The sequence below is a fragment of the Streptomyces sp. NPDC015130 genome, from assembly GCF_043080005.1.
Lineage (GTDB): Bacteria > Actinomycetota > Actinomycetes > Streptomycetales > Streptomycetaceae > Streptomyces.
Genome location: NZ_JBIBVC010000003.1, coordinates 83,014 through 106,029, shown reverse-complemented (window position 1 = coordinate 106,029; position 23,016 = coordinate 83,014). Strand labels below are relative to the sequence as shown.

Annotated in this window: 21 protein-coding genes and 1 pseudogene; 8 read left to right on the top strand and 14 right to left on the bottom strand. The window is 73.3% G+C overall.

Translation table 11 applies throughout. The features are described from left to right. Positions 1–223 precede the first annotated feature (223 nt). Positions 224–640: a hypothetical protein gene (locus tag ACF08F_RS06830; protein ID WP_392297429.1), complete on the bottom strand. Its 417-nt coding sequence runs from the start codon at positions 638–640 to the stop codon at positions 224–226. A 314-nt stretch (positions 641–954) separates the two neighbouring features. Further along, a complete protein-coding gene (locus ACF08F_RS06825; RefSeq protein ID WP_392297428.1) occupies positions 955–3,348 on the bottom strand; it encodes a hypothetical protein in 2,394 nt (797 codons plus the stop codon). A gap of 239 nt (positions 3,349–3,587) precedes the next feature. Here ACF08F_RS06825 and ACF08F_RS06820 point away from each other — a divergent pair, with 239 nt between their 5' ends. Continuing rightward, positions 3,588–4,127: a hypothetical protein gene (locus tag ACF08F_RS06820; RefSeq protein ID WP_392297427.1), complete on the top strand. Its 540-nt coding sequence runs from the start codon at positions 3,588–3,590 to the stop codon at positions 4,125–4,127. Positions 4,128–4,151: 24 nt separating this feature from the next. On the opposite strand, the gene ACF08F_RS06815 is transcribed toward ACF08F_RS06820, so the two are convergent. Then, on the bottom strand, positions 4,152–5,057 hold the full coding sequence (locus tag ACF08F_RS06815; protein ID WP_392297752.1) for an SDR family oxidoreductase: 906 nt from the start codon (positions 5,055–5,057) through the stop codon (positions 4,152–4,154). 306 nt (positions 5,058–5,363) lie between these two features. Between ACF08F_RS06815 and ACF08F_RS06810 the strand changes: the two genes are divergently transcribed. Then, positions 5,364–6,863, top strand: a complete 1,500-nt coding sequence (locus ACF08F_RS06810; protein ID WP_392297426.1) for a cryptochrome/photolyase family protein — start codon at positions 5,364–5,366, stop codon at positions 6,861–6,863. Between the two features lie 86 nt (positions 6,864–6,949). Continuing rightward, the gene (locus ACF08F_RS06805; RefSeq protein ID WP_392297425.1) at positions 6,950–8,206 is read left to right on the top strand and encodes an NAD(P)/FAD-dependent oxidoreductase; all 1,257 of its coding nucleotides are present in this window, start codon (positions 6,950–6,952) and stop codon (positions 8,204–8,206) included. A gap of 55 nt (positions 8,207–8,261) precedes the next feature. On the opposite strand, the gene ACF08F_RS06800 is transcribed toward ACF08F_RS06805, so the two are convergent. Then, positions 8,262–9,095 carry a class II glutamine amidotransferase gene (locus ACF08F_RS06800; protein ID WP_392297424.1) on the bottom strand — a complete coding sequence of 278 codons (834 nt, stop codon included), beginning with the start codon at positions 9,093–9,095 and terminating at the stop codon, positions 8,262–8,264. A gap of 161 nt (positions 9,096–9,256) precedes the next feature. Next, positions 9,257–9,892 carry a VanZ family protein gene (locus ACF08F_RS06795; RefSeq protein ID WP_392297423.1) on the bottom strand — a complete coding sequence of 212 codons (636 nt, stop codon included), beginning with the start codon at positions 9,890–9,892 and terminating at the stop codon, positions 9,257–9,259. 267 nt (positions 9,893–10,159) lie between these two features. Between ACF08F_RS06795 and ACF08F_RS06790 the strand changes: the two genes are divergently transcribed. From ACF08F_RS06790 to ppk2, 3 genes are all read left to right on the top strand, one after another. Next, positions 10,160–10,840, top strand: a complete 681-nt coding sequence (locus ACF08F_RS06790; RefSeq protein ID WP_392297422.1) for a DUF4230 domain-containing protein — start codon at positions 10,160–10,162, stop codon at positions 10,838–10,840. A 119-nt stretch (positions 10,841–10,959) separates the two neighbouring features. After that, complete coding sequence (locus tag ACF08F_RS06785) at positions 10,960–11,403, top strand: hypothetical protein (RefSeq protein ID WP_392297421.1); 444 nt, start codon at positions 10,960–10,962, stop codon at positions 11,401–11,403. Further along, positions 11,400–12,359, top strand: coding sequence for a polyphosphate kinase 2 (gene ppk2, locus ACF08F_RS06780; protein WP_392297420.1), 960 nt, complete (start codon positions 11,400–11,402; stop codon positions 12,357–12,359). The genes ACF08F_RS06785 and ppk2 overlap by 4 nt, the downstream gene beginning before the upstream one ends. 73 nt (positions 12,360–12,432) lie before the next feature. On the opposite strand, the gene ACF08F_RS06775 is transcribed toward ppk2, so the two are convergent. Then, the gene (locus ACF08F_RS06775; RefSeq protein WP_392297419.1) at positions 12,433–13,293 is read right to left on the bottom strand and encodes an RNA polymerase sigma factor SigF; all 861 of its coding nucleotides are present in this window, start codon (positions 13,291–13,293) and stop codon (positions 12,433–12,435) included. A gap of 170 nt (positions 13,294–13,463) precedes the next feature. Here ACF08F_RS06775 and ACF08F_RS06770 point away from each other — a divergent pair, with 170 nt between their 5' ends. Next, positions 13,464–13,886 (top strand): ATP-binding protein, encoded by a 423-nt coding sequence (locus tag ACF08F_RS06770; protein ID WP_392297418.1) that lies wholly within the window; start codon positions 13,464–13,466, stop codon positions 13,884–13,886. A gap of 97 nt (positions 13,887–13,983) precedes the next feature. Here ACF08F_RS06770 and ACF08F_RS06765 read toward each other — a convergent pair whose 3' ends face one another. The 8 genes and pseudogenes from ACF08F_RS06765 to ACF08F_RS06730 all read right to left on the bottom strand — a co-directional run bounded on the left by ACF08F_RS06765 (position 13,984) and on the right by ACF08F_RS06730 (position 22,389). Continuing rightward, a complete protein-coding gene (locus tag ACF08F_RS06765; RefSeq protein WP_392297417.1) occupies positions 13,984–14,409 on the bottom strand; it encodes an SsgA family sporulation/cell division regulator in 426 nt (141 codons plus the stop codon). A 134-nt stretch (positions 14,410–14,543) separates the two neighbouring features. Next, positions 14,544–14,945, bottom strand: a complete 402-nt coding sequence (locus tag ACF08F_RS06760; RefSeq protein ID WP_392297416.1) for an STAS domain-containing protein — start codon at positions 14,943–14,945, stop codon at positions 14,544–14,546. Then, entirely contained in the window at positions 14,942–16,057 is a 1,116-nt protein-coding gene (locus ACF08F_RS06755) for a B12-binding domain-containing protein (RefSeq protein ID WP_392297415.1), read from the bottom strand. The genes ACF08F_RS06760 and ACF08F_RS06755 overlap by 4 nt, the downstream gene beginning before the upstream one ends. Beyond that, positions 16,054–17,736: pseudogene (locus ACF08F_RS06750) on the bottom strand (SpoIIE family protein phosphatase). The gene ACF08F_RS06755 and the pseudogene ACF08F_RS06750 overlap by 4 nt, the downstream one beginning before the upstream one ends. A gap of 171 nt (positions 17,737–17,907) precedes the next feature. Beyond that, complete coding sequence (locus ACF08F_RS06745) at positions 17,908–20,121, bottom strand: SpoIIE family protein phosphatase (protein ID WP_392297414.1); 2,214 nt, start codon at positions 20,119–20,121, stop codon at positions 17,908–17,910. After that, positions 20,118–20,525, bottom strand: coding sequence for an STAS domain-containing protein (locus ACF08F_RS06740; protein ID WP_392297413.1), 408 nt, complete (start codon positions 20,523–20,525; stop codon positions 20,118–20,120). The genes ACF08F_RS06745 and ACF08F_RS06740 overlap by 4 nt, the downstream gene beginning before the upstream one ends. A 59-nt stretch (positions 20,526–20,584) precedes the next feature. Further along, positions 20,585–21,064 carry an ATP-binding protein gene (locus ACF08F_RS06735; protein ID WP_392297412.1) on the bottom strand — a complete coding sequence of 160 codons (480 nt, stop codon included), beginning with the start codon at positions 21,062–21,064 and terminating at the stop codon, positions 20,585–20,587. Between the two features lie 92 nt (positions 21,065–21,156). Then, positions 21,157–22,389 (bottom strand): PP2C family protein-serine/threonine phosphatase, encoded by a 1,233-nt coding sequence (locus ACF08F_RS06730; RefSeq protein WP_392297411.1) that lies wholly within the window; start codon positions 22,387–22,389, stop codon positions 21,157–21,159. Between the two features lie 113 nt (positions 22,390–22,502). On the opposite strand from ACF08F_RS06730, the gene ACF08F_RS06725 reads away from it, so the two are divergent. After that, positions 22,503–23,015, top strand: a complete 513-nt coding sequence (locus ACF08F_RS06725) for a MarR family winged helix-turn-helix transcriptional regulator (RefSeq protein WP_392297410.1) — start codon at positions 22,503–22,505, stop codon at positions 23,013–23,015. Position 23,016: the final 1 nt, after the last annotated feature.

Here is a 23,016-nt window from a genome sequence, read left to right as displayed (position 1 = left end):
GCGCGCGGGATCGCGGGGTCGATGCGCCGTTCGCTCATCTCCGGGATTCTCCGCCACTCCGCGGATACGATCTCGGACGCCTCACGCGGGGTTCGAAGTCCATAGTGCTCCGACGTCACTTGTTCTTCTCGATGTGACAACATGCGGGTCGATCTCGGGGATTCCGGGCTTCGGCCAAGGTCCTTCTCACCTTTCTGTGCCGACGTAACGTACGTGGATCGTTTCACCCCTGGAGCTTCATGCCCTCGGGTGAAGTGAGGCCCTTTTCCGGGTGAGCGCGGAACGTCGCCGTCCAGACAGTGGGCGGGCAGGAAGAGCCGTTGGGGTGCTGCTCCGTCAGTCCGGCCCGCGTGCTGTCCTCGACAACCGTGCCACCGCTCTTCGCGGACGTCACGGTGAGCCGCACCTCCACGGTGACTGCACCTATGTCGTCGGGAAGGCGGACCGACAGCGACGCGAACGGGTCGTCGGGACTGCCCGACGTCCGCTCCTCGCAGGTGCCGTCCACACACAGACGGATCTTCGCCGTGTCCTGGCCGCCGAAGTCGGCAGGCCGCCATACGGCGGAGACCGACGAATCGGCGTCGACCTTGGTGCACAGCGTGTCCTGACCGAGAGACGCGCATCCTGCCAGGGCCATCGCCAGCAGTGGTACGAGAACGACTCGGCGCATGTCAGTACCGCGCCACAGCGCCGGGGAGGGCACAGTTGGCCCTGGCGGTGATTCCGTTGTCGTCATGGACAGTTGCCCGGGACACGGTCACCTGCCACCCACACACCTTGCCGGTCATCATGCCTCCCGTGCACACCTTGCCCCGTCTCTGCGCCCAGCGCTACCAGTAGTCGTTCGGAGGCCGCGACGAGCTGGACGCCTACGGCCCAGGACACGTGGGCAGGGCCCCGCCCCGGGGTGAACCGGGGTGGGGCCCTTTCTGTTCGGGCTGTTCGTTCGGGCTACTCCTCGGCGGTGCGGCGGCGCCGCATCCACCAGACCAAGGCCGCGCCGGTGGCGGCGATGGCCGCGGCGATGCCGGAGATCAGGCCGATCGGGGTGCTCGATCCGGTGTCGGCGAGGCCGCCGTCCGGGTCCGGTCGGTTCGCCGGAGGTGTCGTGGCGCCGTTGCCGCCGGTGTCACCGTTGCCGGGGTCGGTCGGGGCCGGGGTCGGCGACGTGGGCGGGTCCGTCGGGGCGGTCGGCGTCGGGGCGGTCGGGGTCGGAGTGGTCGGGGTCGGCGTCGGAGTGGTCGGGGTCGGCGTCGGGTCGGGCTTGCCGTCATCGGTCAGGGCGGCGCCGTTGCCGCCCAGGAACGCGGTGTCGCTGTCGCGGGCGGAGGTCTCCGTGCGGACGGAGTCCTTCGTCGTGCGGGGCAGTTCGCGGTGCTGGGCGGTGAACTCGACCGCGGTGACGTTCCGCTTGGGGGCCTTCGCGAAGTCGATGCCCCCGACGAAGAACGTGTAGATCCGGCCGTCGCCGAGGGGCCATTCATAGGTGTAGTCGCCCTCGGTGAAGGACTTCACCATCTCCTTCCACACGGTCCGCTTGTCCCAGTCGGCGTTCTCACCGCGCAGCGGCCACCGCTTCAGGTCGTTGCTGTCGATGAGGGGACGGAAGTCGGTGGCCTTCCGCGCGTCCTGCTGGCGGATCCACTCGGCCGCGACGCGGGACTTGTAGACGCGGCGCAGATCGGCGTACTTGGGGTCGGTGTTGATCTGCTTCTCGACATGAGGGACGAGGTACTGGGTGATCAGCCGGTGGCTGCGCTCGTTCTCCTCCTTGCTGAGCTTCTTCGAGCAGTCCTCGCCCTGTACGGGGGTGTCGAAGTCCATCGCCGCGTGGTTGACCTCCAGTGGGGCGTCGAGGATGTAGATCCCGCCGTCCTGCTCGCGCACCTTCGCCCGGCCGGGAACGATCCAGTTGCGTCCCGATCCCCAGCACGGCACCCCGTCGACCTTGGGGGCAGCGTCCATGAACTCCCTGCCCGGGGACTTCTTGGGGTCCATGGCGCGGGAGAAGTCCCGCTTCATCTCCATGTCGGCCACGAGGAGGACTCGGCCGGCGTCGGTCTCACCGAACGCCTTGTCCATGATGGTGTCGGGCTGGTCGGGGTTGAGGTTCACCCACTGCCGGTCCGGGGTGAGTGCCAGCCAGGTGAACAGGGCGTCGGAGGCCAGTTCGAGCTTCGCCTGTCCGCCCCAGCCCGGGTTGTCGTCCTCGTCGGGCACGAGGTCGGCCTTCATGGAGTAGTCCAGGGCCCTGCCCTTGACCGGGTTGCCGACGTACTGGAGCTCCAGGGTGGAGAAGTCCACCCCGCCCGGGCCCCGGCCGAGCGCGGACCGGGCGTTGTCCGCCAGGTACTGGTTCTGCAACTGCCGTGCCTGGGCCTGGTTCTGTCCCGACCCGTAGGCCATCGAGGCGCCCGGGCCCTGGGTACCTCGGTTCGGCAGCGGGTTGAACACGTTGTACGTCTTCGTGTACTTCGTCTGCGGCCACTGGCCCTTCGCGGTCGCCCGGCGCTCCGCGATCCGGATCGCGTTGTTCCCGGTCCCCCGCTCCGTCCGCAGCTTGTCGTTCTCGGCCTTGTAGTCGCGGAGGGTGGCGCCGTTCGGCTTCTCCGACGTGAACATCGTCAGGCGGTGCCGCGTGAAGTCGTACTTCGCGTCCTTGTGCCGCAGGATGATCCTGTCGGCCCGGAGCTGGGCCGGCTTGCGTTTCCCGTCGGACTTGAACTCCCCCAGCTCACCGGTGCGCTGGTTGTAGGAGTCGTACCGCCGGGAGGCGATCTTCTTGCCGTCCTTGTCGAAGATCTCGATCGTGACCTCGCACAGCCAGTCGGGGCCGACCATGTTGAAGTCCTGAACCGCCTTGACCTCGAACACGCCCCCCTTCTGCTTGCTGACCTGTGCGCTGATCAGGTTGACCTTCCAACTGCCAAACGGCTTGGGGCTGTTCGACTCGGTCCGGTGCCGCTTGTAGCGGGAGTAGATCGCCTTCCGCATGTCCTCCGGGTCCTTGGAGGCCGCATACGCCTTGTCCCACTTGTCGATGTCCGCGCGACTGCCGGTGACCTGCCCCAGCTCGGCGGCGGTGGGCGCGGGAACGTTCTCGAAGCCCTTGAACGCGTTGTTGTAGTAGTACTCCTCGTCCGGCCCGGACTTCGTCCAGTGGTGCTCCCCCGTCGGCGCACCCGAGTTGTTCGGCGTACGCGGGACGGTCCTCTTCAGGTGCATCTGGTCGCACCGCTTGCCGCCGGTGATCTTCGCGTAGTCCCCGGGCGCGGCCGACGCGACGGACGGCAGGCCTACCAGCAGCACCGCCGCCGAGGAGACGACCGCCAGCGCGGCAGTCAAGCGCCTCTTCAGGCGCTGTCGTATAGATGTGCTCACGTAGTGTCCCTGGTCGTGGGGGCCACGGGACTCAAGACTGCGAGGGCAGGCCGGACAAGGGGCCCCCGTATCGTGCCCACTCCTGCCGACGAACCACACTAGGGGTCGTCAACACCTCAGGTACAAGCTGTTGTTGACGTGCCGTGTGATGACTCCGCGAAGATCCTGCGCGGGTGGCGGCGCGCTTCGGTAGGTTCTGGCCCATGACCACACCCCCCGCCGACTACGACTCCACCCGCCACCCCGAACTCCTGGTCTGGCTCGGCGAACGCCGGGCCGCCTTCGAACGCTGGGCCCAGGAAGCGGGCGGCGTCGACCGGTTCGACTTCTCCGACGCCTCCCTCGACGCCCTGGAAGAACTCGTCGAGGAGTCGTTCGCCGGGTCGGAGGAGATCACCGCACAGCGCCGCTCCCCCTTCGTCCAGGGGGCCGTGTGGTACGTCGGCGAGACCCTGCGCCGACGGCGCGAGGGCTGGGTGTGGAAGTTCGAACCGGACGTGGCCTTCGGCGTGCTCCCGACGTTCTATCCGGCGGCCCCGGACCCCGCGTACCTGGACACCCCCTGCGTCGGCGCACCCGACGCCGAGCCCGGCGAACACTGGTACCCCCTGAACACGCTGCGCCGGCTCCTCGCCACCGAGGACGAGTTCGGCGACCCGGTCGACGAACGGCTCGTCGGCATGATCGAAGGCTGGTACGACGAAGACGAGGAGGACGAGGAGGACGGGGAGGACGGGGAGTAAGCCGTTCCGTGGCGCCCTCCGTGATCACCGGCGCTTCGGCGGGCCGGCGGGCGTCCGGTCGATCAGCCTCTCCTCGATGTGGCCGCCCGCGCCGAGCAGGCCGGTCTGCTCGAAGGAGTGCGCCCGCAGGAGACGGGGCAGTTCGCGCCGGGAGAGCAGGTCCACCGCGAGGGGGAAGAAGGGCCGGCCGGCCTGGGCGAGCCTCAGCCAGGGCGGGGCGTACACGGAGGCGGAGCGCCGTTCCACTCCCCGCACGAGCCAGGACGCCACCCGGTCCACCGGATACACACGGCGGGCGGGCCCGGGCATGTGCCCGCGCAGTTCACGCAGCACCGGGTGGCGGTCGACGTCGCGGACCATGTCGGTGTCGGTCCAGTGCAGGTACGCCACGCCCACACCGACGCCCTGGTGCGCCACCTCGGCCCGCAGGGAGCGGGCGAAGGCCTCGGCGCCCGCCTTGGAGGCGCAGTACGCGCTCATCATCGGGGCCGCGCCGAAGGCGGCGGTGGAGGCGACCTGGAGGAAGTAGCCGCCGCCGGAACGCAGACCGGGCAGGAAGGCGCGCGCGGTGATCGCGCTGCCCACGAGGTTGACCTCCACGACGCGGCGCCAGGTCTCGGGGTCGGAGGTCTCGAACGGCCCGCCCTCGGCGACGCCCGCGTTGGCGACGACGACGGACGGGGCGCCGAGGACCCTGGTCACCTCCGCGGCGGCCCGCTCCATCCCCGCGTCGTCGGTCACGTCGACCTCGACGACGTGGCTCTCCGTGCCGAGTGCCTCGGCCACGGCGGCGAGCGTGGGGTGCTCCCGCCCGAGCAGCGCCACGCGCATCCCGCGCCCCGCGAGCCGGCGGGCCAGTCCGGCGCCCAGCCCGCGGGCCGCGCCCGTGACGACGGCGGTACGTCCTTCAAGTTCCCAGGAGCGCGGCATGAGGGCCTCCGGATGTTCGGCGGGTTCGGGGGACTCGTGTCCAGTTCCGCCCCCGCGCGGGCGACGGATGCGGCGGGGTGCTCCGAACCGGGCATCGCTGCATCCGGCGGGGGCGCCCGGGGCGAAGACGGATGGACGGGGCGTGCGGGACGGCCGGTCGTCGTCGGGGCCTGCCCGGACGTCCTCGGGCAGGCCCGGTCTCCTCGGGTACCGCCCGGCGTCGTCGAGCGAGCCCCGGACGTCGACGAGCAGGACCCGGACGTCGACGAGTACGGCCCGGAGAAGACCGACGAGGACGGGTGAGGCATGACGGACACGCACTGGCTCTTCGGGGACCAGCTGGGACCTGCCTTCCTGGCGCCTGGCAAGGAGGGACCCGCCCGTGACACCCCCGTCGTGATGATCGAGGCCCGCTCCGTCTTCCGCCGCCGGCGCTTCCACCGGGTGAAGGCCCACCTCGTCCTGTCGGCCATGCGGCACCGCGCCGCCGAGCTCGGCGACCGGGTGACGTACGTGCGGGCGGACACGTACCGGGAGGGGCTTCGGCGTGCCGTCGGCCGCGGCCGGGTGACGGTGCACCACCCCTCTTCCCGGGCGGCGCTGGGCCTGGTCCGCTCGCTCGACGACGTCACGGTGCTGCCGCCGCGCGGATTCCTCGTCGGTCCGGACGAGTTCGCGGCCTGGGCGAAGGAGCGGCGCACGCTCCGCATGGAGGACTTCTACCGGCGGGTCCGCCGCGACCACGACCTCCTGATGGAGGGGGACGGCCCGGCCGGAGGTGGGTGGAACCTCGACCGCGAGAACCGCGAGCCCCCGCCGCGGGGAGCCCGCTCGCTGGACGCGCCGGCGCCGTACAGGCCCCGGGAGGACGACATCGACGCGGAGGTCCGGCACGACCTGGACCGCTGGGTGCGGGACGGTGACGTCTCCTTCGTCGGCCGGGACGGTCCCCGGGCGTTCCCTGCGGACCGGCGGCAGGCGCTCGCCGCGCTGCGGCGCTTCCTGGACCACCGGCTCGCCGGGTTCGGCGCGTACGAGGACGCGATGCTGGCCGGCGACGGCGTGATGAGCCACAGCCTGCTGTCGACGTCCCTGAACCTGGGACTCCTCGACCCGGCGGAGTGCGTGGAGGGCGCGGAGGCCGTCTGGCGGGCGGGCGGAGCGCCGCTCCGGTCCGCGGAGGGCTTCGTCCGGCAGATCGCCGGCTGGCGCGAGTACGTCCGGCACCTCTACTGGCACTTCGGCGAGGAGTACCGGTCGAGCAACGTCCTCGGGCACACCGGGGCCGTCCCCGGCTGGTGGGAGGAGCTGGACGCGGACGCCGTGTCGGCCCGGTGCGTGGCGACGGCCCTGCGCGAGGTGAGGGACACGGGCTGGACCCATCACATCCCGCGGCTGATGGTCCTCGGCAGCTACGCGCTCCAGCGCGGCTGGGACCCGGCCGCCGTGACCGACTGGTTCCACCGCAGCTTCGCCGACGGCTACGACTGGGTGATGCTGCCCAACGTCGTCGGCATGTCCCAGTACGCCGACAGCGGCCGGATGACGAGCAAGCCGTACACCTCCGGCGGCGCCTACATCGACCGCATGAGCGACCTGTGCGGGCCGTGTCCCTACCGCCCCGACCGGCGGGTCGGCGCGGACGCCTGCCCGTTCACGGCCGGATACTGGGCCTTCCTCCACCGGCACCGCGACCGGCTCGGCCGCAACCCCCGCACGTCCCGGCCGGTGGCGGGACTGGATCGGCTGCGGGACCTGCCCGCCCTCCTGGAACAAGAGCGGAAGCGGGGAGGCGGCCCGCCCTGATCGGCAAGACACCACCAGGGGGTGCCCGGCCTGATCGGCAAGGCCCCCGGGCGGCAGCGACCCCGCGGACACGGAGAGAGGACGGCATGAAGAGGACGTCGGGCGAGACCAGGTACGACGCGGTGGTCGTCGGAGCGGGGGCCGCTGGCCTCGCCTGCGCCGCCGACCTGTGCGCGGCGGGCCTGCGGGTGCTGCTCCTGGAGGCGGGTGACGCGGTGGGCGGCCGGATGCGCACCGACCGGGTGGCGGGCTTCACCGTGGACCGCGGCTTCCAGGTGTTCAACACCTCGTATCCGCAGGTGAAGCGGCGGGTGCGGCTGAGGCCCCTGAGGCTCCGGCCGTTCACGCCGGGGGTGATCGTGCACACCGAGCGCGGGCCACGCCGGTTCACGGATCCGACCCGCCGCCCGGGCGAGGCCCGGGACCTGCTGCCGGGACGGTTCGCGTCGGGCCGCGACCTGCTCGCGCTCTCCGTCCTGTCGGCGCGGGACGCGCTGGCTCCGGCGTCCGTGCTGCGGCGCGGCGCCGACGGGACCACGCGCGAGGCGCTGGCCGCGGCGGGCGTGTCGCCGCGGCTCGTGGAGACGTTCTTCCGGCCGTTCCTCTCCGGCGTGTTCCTGGAGGACCGGCTGGAGACCTCGGCGCGCTTCTTCCACCTGGTGTGGCGGAGCATGCTGCGCGGCACCCTGTGTCTCCCGGCCGGGGGGATCGGCGCCGTGCCCGCCCAGCTCGCCGCGCGGCTGCCGCCGGACGTGCCGCGCACCGGGACCGTGGTGTCCGCGCTGGGACCGGACGGCGTGGTCCTCGCGGACGGGCGCGAGGTGCGGTCCCGCGCGGTCGTCGTCGCCACCGGGCAGCGGATCGCGGCGGAGCTGCTGCCGGGACTGGCCGTCCCGGACGGCCGGACCGTGACCACGCTGTACCACGCGGCCGACCGGCCTCCCCTGGACGAACCCGTGCTGGTCGTCGACTCCGCGCGCAGGTTCCTCAACACCTGCGTCCTCACTGCCGTCCAGCCGGGGTTCGCCACCGACGGCCGGGCGCTGGTGTCCACGTCGGTGCTCGGCTCGCCCGGGCCGTCGGACACGGCCGCGGTGCTCGCGGCCCTCGGCGAGGTGTACGGCGCGGACACGGGCGGCTGGGAGCCCGTCCACCGCGTCACCGTCCCGGACGCGCTGCCGGCGATGCCGGGCCCGACGCCGCTCTCCCGGTCCGTGCGATGGGCACCCGGCCGGTACGTGTGCGGGGACCATCGGGCGACCGGTTCGGTCCAGGGCGCGCTTGCCTCGGGTGCCCGGGCGGCCCGCGCGGTCCTGGACGACCTTCGGGCGGGCGCGGTCTGAGGGACGGCGGCCCTCCGCACGCCGCCCGAACCCGGCGGTTCCCCGGCGGGCGGGCTCAGGCCGCGGCGGGGGCGAAGCGGTGCAGCTCGTCGGTGCCCGGCTGCACGACGCCGTAGCTGTTCTCCGGCACCTCGTTCCAGGCGCCCGGCAGGTCTCCGAGGGGCTCGGAGACGATGAGCCGGGTCTCCCCCGAGACGCCTTGGAGGAACGCGACGTCGGGGTGGAGGCGCCGCAGGGCCTCGACCCGGTTGCTGTAGAACAGCGAGCGGGACGTCCCGACGCTGGAGTAGCGGAAGGCCCAGACGCGCTCGCCGTCGGTGAGGGCGAGCGTCATCTGGAGGGGGTGTTCCACCCCGTGCTCGCGTCCGACCCGCTCCACGACGCCCGCCATCCTCGCGACGGCCGCGACCGGGTCCTCGTCGAGGCCGTAGGTCAGGGCCAGGTAGAACATGACCTCGGAGTCCGTCGTTCCCTCGATGTCCGCGTAGAGCGCCGGGTCGACGAGCATGGTCAGGTCGCGGCGCAGCAGCAGGAAGCGGTCGATGGCGCCGTTGTGCATGAACATCCAGCGGCCGTGGCGGAAGGGGTGGCAGTTCGACTGCTGCACGGCCGTTCCGGTCGACGCCCTGATGTGGGCGAAGAAGAGCGGAGACCTGACGTGGTCCGCCAGCTCGCGCAGGTTGCGGTTGTTCCAGGCGGGCCCGACCTCCCGCAGGAGCGCCGGGGTGTCGCTGTGCTCCGAGTACCAGCCGACGCCGAAGCCGTCCCCGTTGGTCGTCTCCACGCCCAGCTTGGAGTGCAGGCTCTGGTCGATCAGGGAGTGGGCCGGCCGGTAGAGGATCGTTTCGAGCAGTACCGGCGTCCCCCGGTACGCGAGCCATCGACACATGGGCGATCACCTGGGTCCCTGCGCGAGCCGGGTCCGCAACACCATTCGGTCCTCCCATTCTCGGTACCGCCGCTCCGGGTCGCCACACCGGCGGTCCGGCGGCCGTGCCCCGGCGGCTACCCGCCTCGGCCGGTCCTACGCCGGGGCCGCCGTCCCGGCTGTCATGCCGAGGTACGGGCCGTGCGCCGGCGCTGCCACCAGCGGGGGTGCCGGCGGGGGTGCACGGCCCGGCCCAGCCGCCGGCCGACGGCCAGGTAGCCGAGGAGCGCTCCCGTGGTGTTGAGGAGGACGTCGTCGATGTCGAAGGCCCGGCCCGTGACGAGCGCCCCCTGCACCAGCTCCACGAGCAGCATGGTGGCCGCGGTGAGGAGCGCGACGCGGAGGAAGCCGCGGGCCCTGCGGGACAGCAGCGGCAGCAGGATCCCGAAGGGGACGCCGAGGAGGATGTTGCCCCCGAGCTGCTTGACGGTGTCCACGAACGCGGGGCGGCCGAGGTAGGCCTCGATCGAGCGCCCGGGCGTCAGGTTGCTGTGGGTGAGGGGTACGGAGGCCGGCGAGGCCTCCAGCGTCAGCCGGGCCAGGACCACGGCGAACGCCACCATGCCCACGAGAGCCGTGAGGGCGACGAGCACCCGCACGAACCGCCCCGGACCGCGCCGGACCGGAGCCTGGGGCTGGGGCTGGGGCTGGGTCTCGGTCTGGGGCTGGGTCTTGGCCGGGCTCCGGGCAGGGGCCGGGGCCTGCGGCGCCGCGGTGTCCGGCTCCTTCCGCTCCGGGCTCCCCTCCGCCGGCGCCACGCCGCCCGCACCCCCCGCGACCGCCCCGCGGTCACTCCCGTTCCCTCCGGCGGACGCACCGCCCCGCCCCGCTCTCCGACCGAACATGAGCCGTCTCCTCCCCTGGGTGTCCTCGGGCGAACGGATCCCGCGTACCCCCGCCGGGGCGTCGCATGCCCCGCGGCCCCCGAGGCGCCCACTTCCGAAACATCTGCCCCTCCGGCCCCAACAGAGCCTGTCCCGGCCGGAGTTGGGTGTGGAAGCGGCGGACCCGGGCATCCGGCCCGCATGGGAGAAGAGACCGAGAACAGCCCCGCGCCGTCCCGCCGTTCGTGGAAGCGACCCGGTGGGAGGTGGCCCCTCGCCGCCGTCGTCCTGCTCGTGCTCGCCGTCGCCCTCATGCTGATCGGCCAGTTCCTCCGTATCCCCGGCCTGGACGTCTTCGGGACGGACGTGAAGGACCGATCGGGCCCCGCCGTCCTGCGGTCCGTCCAGGACCTGAGCCGGTACGAGGGGGCGGCGGGGACCTACCAGGTGGTGGTCGACCTGGAGCACGACGCGCGGTTCCTGCCGGACTCGATCCGCGGCACCCGCACGCTGTACGTGGCGAGCGGCAGCGTCGTCTCGTACGTCGAGTTCGGCGGCCTCGGGGACGACGCCGTGACCGTCGACGCAGGCCGGACCGAGGCCACCCTCCGGCTGCCGCACGCCCGGCTGGCCGACCCGGCGCTCGATCCGGAGCGGTCGTACGCGGTGTCGAAGCAGCGGGGTCTCCTCGACCGGATCGGCGATCTCTTCTCGGACAACCCCGCGAGCGAACAGGCCGTCAACGTCCTCGCCGCCCGACGCATCGGCGACGCGGCCCGCGAGTCCGACCTGACGTCCCGGGCGGAGCGGAACACCGCCGCGATGCTGCGGGAACTGCTGCTGGGCCTGGGCTTCGAGCGGGTGACCGTGACGTTCGTCTGATCGGGATCCGGCGGGACTCAGGGCGTTCCGGCGGGGTGCCCTCGTGCCCGACCGCGCCGTCCGGGTGATGTGTGGGCCGACGCGCTCATGTCGGTCCGCCGACCGGGCAAGGGCCCTCCATGAGCACTCACGACGACGACCCGGGCGATCCCGGCCCCGCCGCCCCGGACGCCACCACGGTCGAGGCCCTCGGCTCGCTGTCCAAGGCACTGGAGACCGTGGAGCGCGCCCGGGGCCATCTGTACGGCTTCCACCAGCTGACCGGCACCGCGGACTTCGAGCTCGACCGGGCGGTCAAGCTCCTGCGGGAGGCGGGCCACCAGGCCTGGGCGGACCGGGTGGAGACCGAGATCCTGGGGCGCGACGTCGTGCCCGGCCACTGGACGTACCAGATCGTCGACGCCTACAACGAGACCTACTACGAGCCGTTCCGGCAGCTGGAGCGCACCGCGGTCTCGGCCCTGGCCGGCGGCCGCGAGCACCGTTTCGAGGCACGGCTCCAGAGGGAGCGCCGCACTCCCGGGCACCCGGACCACTCGCCGGGCGAAGGAGCCGGCGCATGAGCGGCGCCGACGTCCCCGGCGACGACCTCCTGGCCGGGCTGAGCGTGGACACCAGCCAGCCGGAGCAGCCCGTCCTGCTGGACGCGCAGGGGAAGCCCATCCGGACCTGGCGCGAGAACTACCCCTACGACCGGAAGGTCCGCCGCCAGGAGTACGAGCGGACCAAGCGGGTCCTGCAGATCGAGCTGCTGAAGCTGCAGCGCTGGGTCAAGGAGACGGGGGCGCGGCTGGTCGTGATCTGCGAGGGGCGGGACGCCGCGGGCAAGGGCGGCACGATCCAGCGCTTCACGGAGCGGCTGAACCCCCGTGGGGCACGGATCGTCGCCCTGGACAAGCCGACCGAGCGGGAGGCGGGACAGTGGTACTTCCAGCGGTACGTCCCCCACCTGCCCGCGCGCGGCGAGATCGTGTTCTTCGACCGTTCCTGGCACAACCGCGCGGGTGTCGAGAAGGTCATGGGCTTCTGCACGGAAGAGCAGCACGCGCTCTTCCTCCGGCAGTGCCCGGTCTTCGAGTCCATGCTGGTCGAGGACGGCATCGTCCTGGTCAAGTTCTGGTTCTCGGTCTCCCGCGCGGAGCAGCGCACCCGCTTCGCGATCCGGCAGGTGGACCCCGTCCGCCAGTGGAAGCTGTCGCCGACGGATCTGGCCTCGCTGGACCTGTGGGACGCGTACACCACCGCGAAGATCGGGATGTTCCGCGCGACCGACACCGCCGACGCGCCGTGGACGGTCGTCAAGAGCAACGACAAGCGCCGGGCGCGGCTGGAGGCGATGCGCTATCTGCTGTGGCGGATCGACTACGCCAGCAAGGACGCAGAGGCCGTGGGCCGGCCCGATCCCCTGATCGTGGGTGCCGCCGACACCCTCCTGGAAGCCGGTGAGGAGCCGTCGACGCTCTCCCCCACGCCGCTGGCCGGTCCTCCGGTGGGCCGGGGCCAGCACCCGGCCGCATGAGGACGGCTCCGGGGTTCCCGTACCCGACGTGGGTCGGGTACGGGAACCCCGGAGCCGTGCGGGGCCGGCCGGATCAGCCGGCGGCGGCGCCCAGGAGGCCCTCGCGCAGGCGCTGTACGGTGCGCGCGAGCAGTCGTGAGACGTGCATCTGCGAGCAGCCGAGCTGTTCACCGATCTGTGCCTGGGTCAGTTCCTCGACGAACCGCAGGTGGATGATGCGGCGGTCGCGCTCGTCGAGGTCGGCGATGAGCGGGGCCAGCGAGTGGAAGTCCTCCACCAGCGCGATGGCGGGGTCCTCGGTGCCGATGAAGTCGGCCAGCGAGGTGTCGCCGTCCTCGTCCTCACCGCCCAGGGCGGCGTCCAGCGACGAGGAGTTGTAGCCGTTGGAGGCAAGTCGCGCCTCGGTGACCTCGTCCTCGGTGAGGCTCATCAGGTCGGCCAGCTCCTTGACCGTCGGCATGCGGCCGAGGCGGGTGCCGAGTTCCTCGGTCGCCTTGGCCAGCTCGACCCGAGCCTCTTGGAGCCGGCGGGGCACGTGCACCGCCCAGGAGGTGTCCCGGAAGAACCGCTTGATCTCGCCGACGATGTAGGGGACGGCGAAGGTGGTGAACTCGACCTCCCGCGACAGCTCGAACCGGTCGATCGCCTTGATCAGGCCGATCATGCCGACCTGGACGATGTCCTCCATCTCGTCGGCGCGGTGGCGGAACCGGCCGGCGGCGTAGCGGACCAGGCTCATGTTCATCTCGATGAGGGTGTTGCGCGCGTACTGGTACTCGTGCGTCCCCTCCTCCAGCGTCGTGAGCTCCTGGAAGAAGATCTTCGACAAGGCCCTCGCGTCCTTGGGCGCGACCGCCGACGTGTCCGGGATCTGGGGAAGTGTCCCCGTTCCGGACTCGACTCCCGTGGTCGACATCATCGTGGTGACCGTCACACCGTTCCCCTTTCACGTGTGTTCTGCATCGGGACGCGAGGCCCTGAGGTTGCTCGCCTACCCTGTCTTCTCACGTCCACACCCACCAACTCCTCGTACATTTTCGGTCGGTTCCTTTCCCCCCGTCGACGGGCAGACGGAACCTCGAACCGCTCGTCGGAAGGAGAGTCATGACACGGGATCCCTCGATGAGGGCCGTCGGCTGGGCGCGGTCGCTGCCGATGGGCAGCAGCGTGAAGACGGCCCGGGACTGGACGCGCGAGCACCTGGCCGCGCTCGGCTGGGACCGAACGGCCCCGGGTGTCGCGGACTCCGTCGTGCTGACGGTCTCCGAACTGGTCACCAACGCCCATGTGCACGCCCGCAGCGACGCGCAGCTGATCCTCACCTGGGACGAGGAGTGCCTGCACGTCACCGTGCACGACGCGTCGCCGCTGGTGCCCGAGCAGCGCAGCCCGGACGACGGCGCGCTGGGCGGGCGCGGACTGCTCCTGGTCGACGCGCTCGCCGACGAGGTGCGGACTCGTCCCTGTCCCCGGGGCAAGGACGTCACGGCCTGTTTCCGCCCGGCCGTCCCCGGCCTTCCCGACTGAGGTAGCCGCTCCGGCCCGGCTCCGGCCGCCCCGGTCGCTCCACGGACCCGTCCGAGGACGGCCGGCGTCCCCGTACGGGGTTCCGGCGCGCCGCACTTCAGCGCCTCAGGGACGCGAGCAGCGGTCCCCAGTCGATGTGGCGTTCCTCCGTGCCCTGCGGCACGAGGACGAAGGTCTCGCGCACGAAGCGGGCGAGCTCCTCCCGGTCGCAGCTGACGTCGGCGCGCCGGTCCGCCGGTCCGAGCCGCAGGAGGAGTCCACCCCCGGGGCCGGGGCGGAGCCGGATCTCGCCGTCACCGATGGGCCGGAGCGACCCGGTGAGGACCATCTCGCGGTCGACGCGCCACACCACCGCGTTCTCCCCGAGGAGGTGGAAGGCGATGGTCAGGGCGTGGGGGTCGCGGGAGTCGTAGCCGACGGTGGTGTCGATCCGGAGCGACTCGTCCGGGGTGAGCAGTTCCATGGCCATGGGCCGGGTGAGGACGCGCGGTGCGGGGAGCGGCGCGACGGGGTGCTGGGGCATGGGGTCCTCCGGCTGAGGGGCTGTCAGCGAGCGGGTGCGGTGTCCGCTTGACCCGTCCCGCCCCTGTTACACCTCGTGCCGCCGTGGCGGATGCGCCGATGACGTGACGATTGCGTGAAGGTCGTGAACGACCGTCAGGGACCGGGCGGACGAGGGCCGTCCGCCGCGCCGCTCGGGGTGTCGCCGTCGGGCCCCGCGGTCTCGGACCGGCCCGTCAGGTGTTCGTACGTGCCGGTGAGGAGGAGCAGCCGGTCGAGGAAGGGCGGTCTGCGGTCGAGGTGCAGCGGGACGCCCGCGGCCTCGACGAGCCGGTGGAGGGCCAGCAGGGCGGAGAGGCCCGTCGAGTCGCACAGGGTGAGTCCGGCGCAGTCGACGCGGAGGCCCGTCGGGGCGGTCGCCGGGTCGAGGTGGGTGCGGGCCGCGTCCAGCAGCTCGTCGGCGCGGTCCCAGGCCAGGTCGCCGGCGAGCGTCACGTGCAGGACCCTGTCGGGCGCGAGGACGGCCTGGATGTCGAAGGTGTGGTCCGGAGTGTTCACGCGTGGGGTCCTGGGGCGGGCGGGGCGGGTACGTGGAGGAGGGCGCGGCGGCCGGCGGCCAGGTGCGCCCGCGCGCGGGGGAAGTCGTGCTGGGCGTCGGCCAGCAGGTCGAGCGCGGCGACGAGGGCGTCGCCCGGGACGCCGCGGGCCCGGAGGATCCCGGCGGTCCAGGTGACGAAGCCGGTGAACAGCCCGGCGTCGTCGGTGTAGAGGGACGCGCCGAGGAAGTCGACGATGTGGGCGATGTCCTCGGCGGTCCGCTCCCGCTGCCGGTCGGTGTACGAGGCCGTCGCCGGGACCGCTTCCGCGAGGCCGTGGAGGACCTGGCGGACCAGCCGGGGCCGGGCGCGGGTGACCAGGGTGTACTCCTGGTCGGCGAGGTGGGGCAGGACTCCGGCGGCGTGCCGGGTCGCGTCCGCGCGCAGGCCCCCGGCGGCGAGGAGGCGGGCGGCGGACCGGGCGTCAGGCGCCCACCCGTCGGCGCCCAGCAGCCGGGCGTAGCGGCCGTCGGTGCCGAAGGCGGCGCCGCCGACGAGGACGGGGAGGCCGATGGCCTGGATCGCGGTGACGGCGGCGTGGGCCGTCGGGAGCCGGACGGGCAGCGAGGAGGAGAGGGCGACGACGTCCGTGCCGGTCTGGTGCAGGTGGGCGATGAGGTGGGGGGTGGGGACGTGCGCCCCGAGGTAGTCCACGAGGAAGCCCCGGCCGCGCAGGACCTCGGCGAGGAGACGGGCGGGCAGGGCGTGCCACTCGCCGTCGACGCAGGCGACGGTGACGCGCCGGGGCGCCTCCCGGGTCTCCGGCCGTGGTCCGGTCCCGGCCGCGGTGCGGTGGGCGAGGGCGGCGACGACCCGGTCCTGGATGGCCGTGGCGGCGTGCTCCTGGGCGACTCCGACGCGGCCGGCGGCCCATTCCGCGCCGACCCTCGCCTGGACGGGGCCGATCGCGTCGAGGAGGAGGTCCTCGGCCGGGATCCCGGCGTCGTGGGCGTCGAGGACGGCGGCGGTGGCCGCCGGTTCGTCCCTCGCCTCCAGGGCCGCCCACAGCCGGCGGCGGACGGCGGTGAGGTCGGCGGCGGCCGGGGCGGTCGGGGTGGTGGTCTGCGTGCTCATGCGGTGTACCTGCCCCGGGTGTGGCCGTTCACCGCGGACAGGTGGGTGGTGTGGGGCGCGGTGATGGCGACGACGGCCATGTCGTCGTGGGAGCCGCGGCCCACCCAGTTCCCGGCGATCATCTGCACGCGCTCGACGACGGCTTCGGCCGGGAGCCCCACGCACTCGGCGAGCGCCGAGCGCAGCCGGTCCTCGCCGAACATGTCCGAGCCGAGGGGCCCGCCGCGGGCCTCGGTGATCCCGTCCGTGTAGAGCAGGCAGGTCTCGCCGGGCGACAGGTGCACGATCGCCGAGCGGCTGGTGACGACGGGGAGGGCGCCCACCAGGGTCCCGCCGGTGTCCGCCTCCTCCACCTCTCCCGTGGCGCGCAGGACGAGCGGGCGGGGGTGGCCGGCGCTGGTGAGTCGGAGCCGCACGCGACCGCCCGTGCGCCGCACCGAGGCCAGGACCAGGGTGGCGAAGCGGGTGTGGCGGGCGGTCAGCAGGGCGCCGTTGAGCAGCCGCAGGACGTCCTGGTGGTCGCCGGCGAGGGGCGAGAGGGCCTGTACGGTGCTGCGGATCCGGCCCGTGAGCACGGCGGCGTCCAGCCCCTTGCCGCACACGTCGCCGAGGACGGCGAGCGTCTCCTGGCCGTCCTCGGTGCCGGGGTGCACGTCGTAGAAGTCGCCGCCGATCCGCTCGGTGTCCTGGGAGGTGCGGTAGCCGCCGGCGAAGTCGACCCCTCCGACGTGGTGGAGCGCGGGCGGGAGGAGTTCGGCGATCAGCGCGCGCGTGATGCGGGCCTGTTCCGCGTAGAGCCGCGCGGCCGACAGGGCGGCGCCGGCGCGGGCGGCGAACAGCCCGGCGAAGCGCTCCTCCGAGGCGTCGAAGGCCCGCCGTCCGCAGCGCCGCAGCAGGATCAGGGCGCCCGCGGGCACGCCGTGGCCGGGCAGGGGGGTGATGGCGACGGAGCCGGGGGTCCCTCCGAAACCCTCGGGCACGGCCCAGGACGGCAGTTCGGCCGGGTCGATCCAGCGCGCGGGCACCGGCGGGAAGCCCTGGAGTGCCTCGGCGAGACCGGGTACGAGGGCCGGGTCCAGGGTGAGCTGGGTCCGCTCGCTTCCTCCGCCCATGGCGGTGACCACGGTGTAGCGGTTCCGCACGGGCGGGGTGATCACGAGGGCCGCGTCGCCGAGGTGGGCGGCGGCGAGCAGGGCCGCCTTCTCCACGCAGCGCTCGGGGTTGAGCGAGGCCAGCAGCTGGGTGGACGCCTCGGCCAGGATCGCGTGGCGCTCCCGTTCGGTGCGCAGGGCGTCCTGAGCGGCCGTCAGGTCGGAGTCGTCGACCAGCCACCAGGCCACGTCGCCGTGCCCGGCCTCGGTGGGGTGGGCCCTCAGGAGCCGGCCGTCGTGGCTGCCGCGCAGCGGGGCGGGTCCCGCTCGCGCCGCGGCCGTGACGGCGGGTCTGCGTGCCGGGTGGGCCAGGCGCCGGTGGGCGTCGGCGAGCTAGGGCGGGACGACCTCGTCCAGCCACTTGCCGACCCCCATCCGCGGGAAGAGGTCGGCGGCGGCGGCGTTGAACTCGACGACGCCGCCGTCGCGGTCGGCCACCACCGCCGGGTGCGGAGACCCGAGCCAGGAGGTGCTGCCCGCTCCCGCGGTCTCCCGGGAGCGGTGGGACCCGTCTTCGAAAAATGTCATATGCGTGGCCCGTGCTCGGTGGCCCGCCACCTTCCCAGTCGACGACAGCTGTCCGTCCACCCTTGCGCAGTGGGCGCCGCACATCAAGTGAACACCCTTCTTCCGGTATGCCCCGGACGTCCTTGCAGCCTCCTCACGGTTTTGGCGCGGGTGCTTCACGGGAGGCGGTGCTCAGGTGGCGGTGAGCACGAGGACCGCCCGGTCGTCGTCGATCTCGTGTCCGCCCGTGAAGTCGCGTACCGCCCGGGTGAGGGCGTCGACGAGCTGCTGGGCCGAGCGGCGGGGCGGGGTCCCGGCGGCGGCCTCGGCGAGGCGTTCCTCGCCGAACTGTTCGCCCGTGCCGTCGCGGGCCTCCGTGATGCCGTCGGTGTAGAGCAGCAGACTCTCGTGCGGGTCGAGATGCAGGGTGCGGGTGACGACGTCGGTGCCGGCGGAGATGCCGAGCAGGGATCCGGGGGCGTCGACGAGGCGGGTCGTGCGGTGGGCGTCGAGGTGGAGGGGCAGGGTGTGGCCGGCCCGGACCAGTTCGACGTCCAGGCCGTGTCCGGTGGGGGTGAGCCGGCCGTAGACGAGGGTGACGAAGCCGGTGCCGTGGCTGCCCGGCCGGTTGACGAGGGCCCGGTTGACGGCCGCGACGACGTCCTCGGGACCGGGCAGCAGGGGGGCGACGGCACGCGCGGTGTGGCGGACGAGGGCGGTGGTCGTGGCGGCGATGGCTCCGCGTCCGCAGACGTCGCCGAGCAGGAAGGCCCAGCGCCCGTCGCCGAGCGGGAAGACGTCGTAGAAGTCGCCGCCGATGTCGAGGCCCTCGCCTGCGGGGTGGTAGGAGGTGGCGACGTCCGCGCCGGGCACGTCGGGGAGTTCCGGCATGAGCAGCCCGGCCTGGAGGTCCCGGGCCAGGGTCACCCGGTGGGTGTACTGGCGGGCGTTGCGGGCGGCGGAGGCGGCACGGCGGGCGAGTTCCTCGGCGAGGGCCACGCGGTGGCCGTCGAAGGGCTCCTCCTCGGTGGAGAGCAGCGTGACGGTGCCGAAGGCGGTACCCCGGTCCAGCAGCGGGATGCAGAGGTAGCCCGTCACGCCGAGGTCCTGCCAGGGTCCCGGTCCGGTGGGGGCGCGCCGGGCGATCTCGCTCGCGCGCGTCGCGAGGACCCGGGCGACGGCGTCGTCGTCGGCGTCGTAGACCGGGATGTGCGAGGCGAGGACCTCCCGTCGGCGTTCGTCCGGGGCGGCCGTGGCGACGCGGCGCAGGCGCCCGTTCTCGACGATGTCGACGGCGCACAGCGGCGCCAGGCGCGGGGCGCAGGAGGCGGCCAGCCGCTCCAGGGTCTGGGCGGCGTCGAGGTCGACGGTGAGGGCGGTGCTGGCCTGGAGGAGGAAGGCGAGGTCCTCGCGGGCCGACCGCTCCCGGGTCTCGGCGGCCCGGCGGGCGGTCTCGGCCCGCTGCCGCTCCACGGCGAGCGCCGCGGTGTCGGCGAAGAGGCGGGCGAGGGCGAGGTCGGCCGACTGGGGAAGCCTCGGGTTCCGGTGGTACATCGCGAAGGTGCCCAGGAGGGCGCCGTCGCGTCCCAGGACGGGGGTGGACCAGCAGGCGGCCAGGCCGGCCCGCCGCGCCAGGTCGCGGAAGTCGTCCCACAGGGGGTCCGTGGCGATGTCCCCGACGACGACGGGCTCGCGGCGGTGCGCGGCGGTGCCGCAGGATCCGCGGCCCTCGCCGATCTCGATCCCGTCGACGGCCCGGTTGTAGGAATCGGGCAGGCTGGGGGCCGCGCCGTGGAGGAGGCGCCGGCCCGCGCCGTCGGCGAGGAGGACGGAGACCACGAGGTCCTCCGGCGACAGTTCCTCTATCGCGCGGGCCATTCCGTCCAGGACCTCGTGCAGCGGCGCCTGCCGGGCGATCTGCTCCAGGAGCGCGCGGTGTTCCGCCGTGAACCGCTGCGCCTGCTTGACCTGGGTCGTCTCCACGCCGATGACCCGGACGCCGGTGACGTTGCCGCCGGAGTCGACGCGCGGCTCGTAGCTGAAGTCGAAGAAGGCCTCCCGCGGTTCGCCGCCGCCGTCGAGGAGGACCCGGGCGTCGCGGCCGGTCCGGGGAGTGCCCGAGCGGTAGACCCGGTCGAGGAGGCCGATCAGCCCCTGGGCGGCGGGCTCGGGCAGCAGCTGTCCGAGGGGCACGCCGGTGCGGACGCGCGGGCCGGCGCCGATGGCGCTGAAGAACGCCGGGTTGGCGCTCTCGACCATGTGTGCCGGGCCGGCGAGGGAGGCGAAGACGGCGGTGCTCTCGCCGAACAGGACTCTGAGGTCGTCCTCCGCCGGGTCGACGGCGGCGCGACCGTGGTCCTTCGCCGGGTCGGGCCGGTGGGGGTGCTGACCCGGTACGCGCCTCATGCGCTCTCTTTCCTGTTCTGCCGCGCCGGTGCTCCGGCTTCGGGTGCGGTGTCCGGCCCGGCCGGTCCCGCGGCGAGTGCCTCGTGCACGTCGGCGTGCACGAGGAAGATCTGGTCCAGCCCCGTCAGTGCGAACCGCCGCCGGACGGTGCTCGGTACGGCGGCGAGCCCGAGGGTCCGGCCCTGGGCGGCCAGGTGGCGGTAGAGCCGCAGCAGGGCGCTGATGCCGCTGGAGTCGCAGAAGGTGAGGGCGGCGAGGTCGGCCACGACGAGCCCCGCGCCGTCGCCGGCTCCCGGGCACGTCCGTGCCGCCTCGTCCAGCTGGACGGCGCTGTCGAAGTCCAGCTCGCCGCGGAGCACCAGCACCGTGCCCCGCTCCTCCTGTCCGACGTCGACCGAGAACACCCTCGACTTCCTCCGTGCGCGTTTCCTGAGGAACGTCCCCGCCGGTCAGGCCGTGGACGTCATGGTCCCTTCCGTGTTCCCCGGGGCTCCGGATTCATGACGGCGAGGGGGAGGCGGGCGCGGACCCGCTTCCCGTCCGGGGCGGGCTCCACGGTCAGGCTCTCGCAGAGGGCGACGACGATCTCGACGCCGTGCTGTCCGATGCGGCGGGGGTCGTGTCCGCGGGGGACGGGGGCGGCGGCCTCCTGGTCGAAGACGGAGATCTCCAGGGTGTCGCGGCCCAGTTCGAGGAGGAGCCGACAGGGGCCGGCCGTGTGCCGGATCGCGTTGGTGACCAGTTCGCTGACGACCAGCTGCGCGATCTCGACGCGTTCCTCACCGACCGGTCCGGGCAGCACGGCCGGGGCGGCCGCGAGGAACTCGGCGGTGAAGGCGCGGGCGGCGGCGATCGCCCCGCCGCGGGCGGCGTCGCCGTAGACGGCCCCCGCGGACAGCAGGGGATCCGGGACCGCGCGCTCCGCGGTGATCGCGTCCGTCATGGCGCTGGTCTCCCTTCGTCCTGGGCCGGCGGCTGGGCTCCTCGTACCCGCCTTTCCCCTCTTCATGGTTCCCACACCGCCCGCCTCGCGGATCACACTCCCGTCGACCGTCCGTCGAGGGGGCTCCGGCGAGGTCGGTGCGGCCCCCCGTGCCGCCCCTCGCCCGGGATTCCGGCCTCGTGGCCGCGCCAGTCGAGACAGAGTACGAGGACGGAGTCCGGCACGTCACGGGGTGTGCCGCGCAGCGCCCGTACGACGGTCCGGGGGATGTCCGCGCCCGTCCGGCGGTGTGCGCCGGTGAGGGCGCGGGCGACGGGACCGTCCGGCGCCTCGTGCCCGCCGCCGGCGGTCGGCTCTCCGGTGCCGTGGGCGACGAAGACGAGCCGGTCGCCGGGCAGGAGGCGCAGGCGCTGGGGGGTGTAGACGGTGTCCTCGAACATACCCAGGGGCAGTTGGCGGTCCAGTTCGATGCGCTCGGTCACGGTGGAGCGGACACGCCAGAGGGTCGGCGACCCGGCGTCCACCACCTCGGCCTCGCCGGTGGTCAGGTCGAGCCGGAGCAGGAGGGCGGAGAGGGGGTGCTCGCCGCGGTACTGCCCGTAGAGGGCCTGGTCGGTGAGGCTGGCCTGGGTCACCAGGTCGAGCCCGGCCCGCCGGGCGTTGCGGAGCGCCGTCAGGGCGAGGGTGCTCGCCAGCGCGGCCGGGGTGCCGGGGCCGGCGCCGTCGGCGACGACCGTCACCAGGTCGCGCTCGGTGGCGCTCCAGTCCAGGAGGTGTCCTCCGGAGGTGTAGGCGGGCTCCCAGTGGGCGTGGAGGTCGAAGGCCGGTCCGGCGCAGGCGCGGCCCGGCAGGGTGTCCCACTGCATCTCCCCGGCGACGCTGAGGGCGTGCGTCCTGCGGGTGCGGCGGTACAGGTCGGTGTGGCGGTCGGCGACGCGCAGGGCGTGTCCGAGGGTCTCGGCGACCCGGGCGAGGCTCGCGGTGGTCTCCGGGGCGGACCGGTCCGCGGGCAGGGCGACGACCAGGACGCCGAACCGGTCGCCGCGGACCGTGACGGGCAGGTAAACGGTCGCCGTGGGCCCGACATCGCGGAAAAGATATGGTTGCTGGGTGTGGAAGACGCGGCCGGCGGGGCCCGCGTCCACGGGCGCGTGAGGCATCCCGGCAGGTGCCTGGACGGGCTCCACGGGGCGCAGGGTCGTGAGTCCGTAGTCGACGAGCAGCAGGTCGGCGGAGGTCGCGGCGTACAGGTGCGCGAGACTCGTACGGAGGGAGTCCAGGAGGAGATGTGGTGCTGCCCCGCGCAGTGCGCCTTCCACTGTCACGTGTCGGTCCACCGGATCCGTACCGCCTTCTGGAGAGATAGAGCTGTGGAGATGACCGGTACGTCGCAAGGCCGCTGTCCCCGGCCCGGGACGTCCGAGGAGGGTCGGCAGGCATGAACGGCAACCCCGTCCCGCCGTCGCGGGAACCGCAGCGGACGGCCGAGTCAGCCCGGGAGCTCATCGAGCTGCTGGAGGTGCTGTGGGAGCGCGGCCGGGACATGGTGTCGTCGACACCCGTCTCGGCGAGTCAGCTGCGCGTGCTGTACAGCCTGGACCGCGAGGAGGGCATCAGCCTGCGCACCCTGGGCGAGCTGCTCGGCTCCGCGCCGCCCTCCGTGAGCCGCATGTGCGACCGGCTGGAGGCGCTGGGCTTTGTACAGCGGCTGCCCAGCCCCGTGAGCCGTCGGCAGCTGGAGCTGCACCTGACCGTGCAGGGCAAGGCGTACCTGCGGGACCTCCGGGCCCAGCGCGAGGAGGCCCTGCTCGCGGTCATCGCGGACATGTCTCCGACGAGCCGCAAGGCGCTGCTGCGGGGGCTCACCGGGTTCCACGAGGCCGTGGACGGGGGCGGAGCGGCCGCCTCGTCACCCGCGCGCACGCCGCTGAAGGACGTCAGCTCGGCCTGAT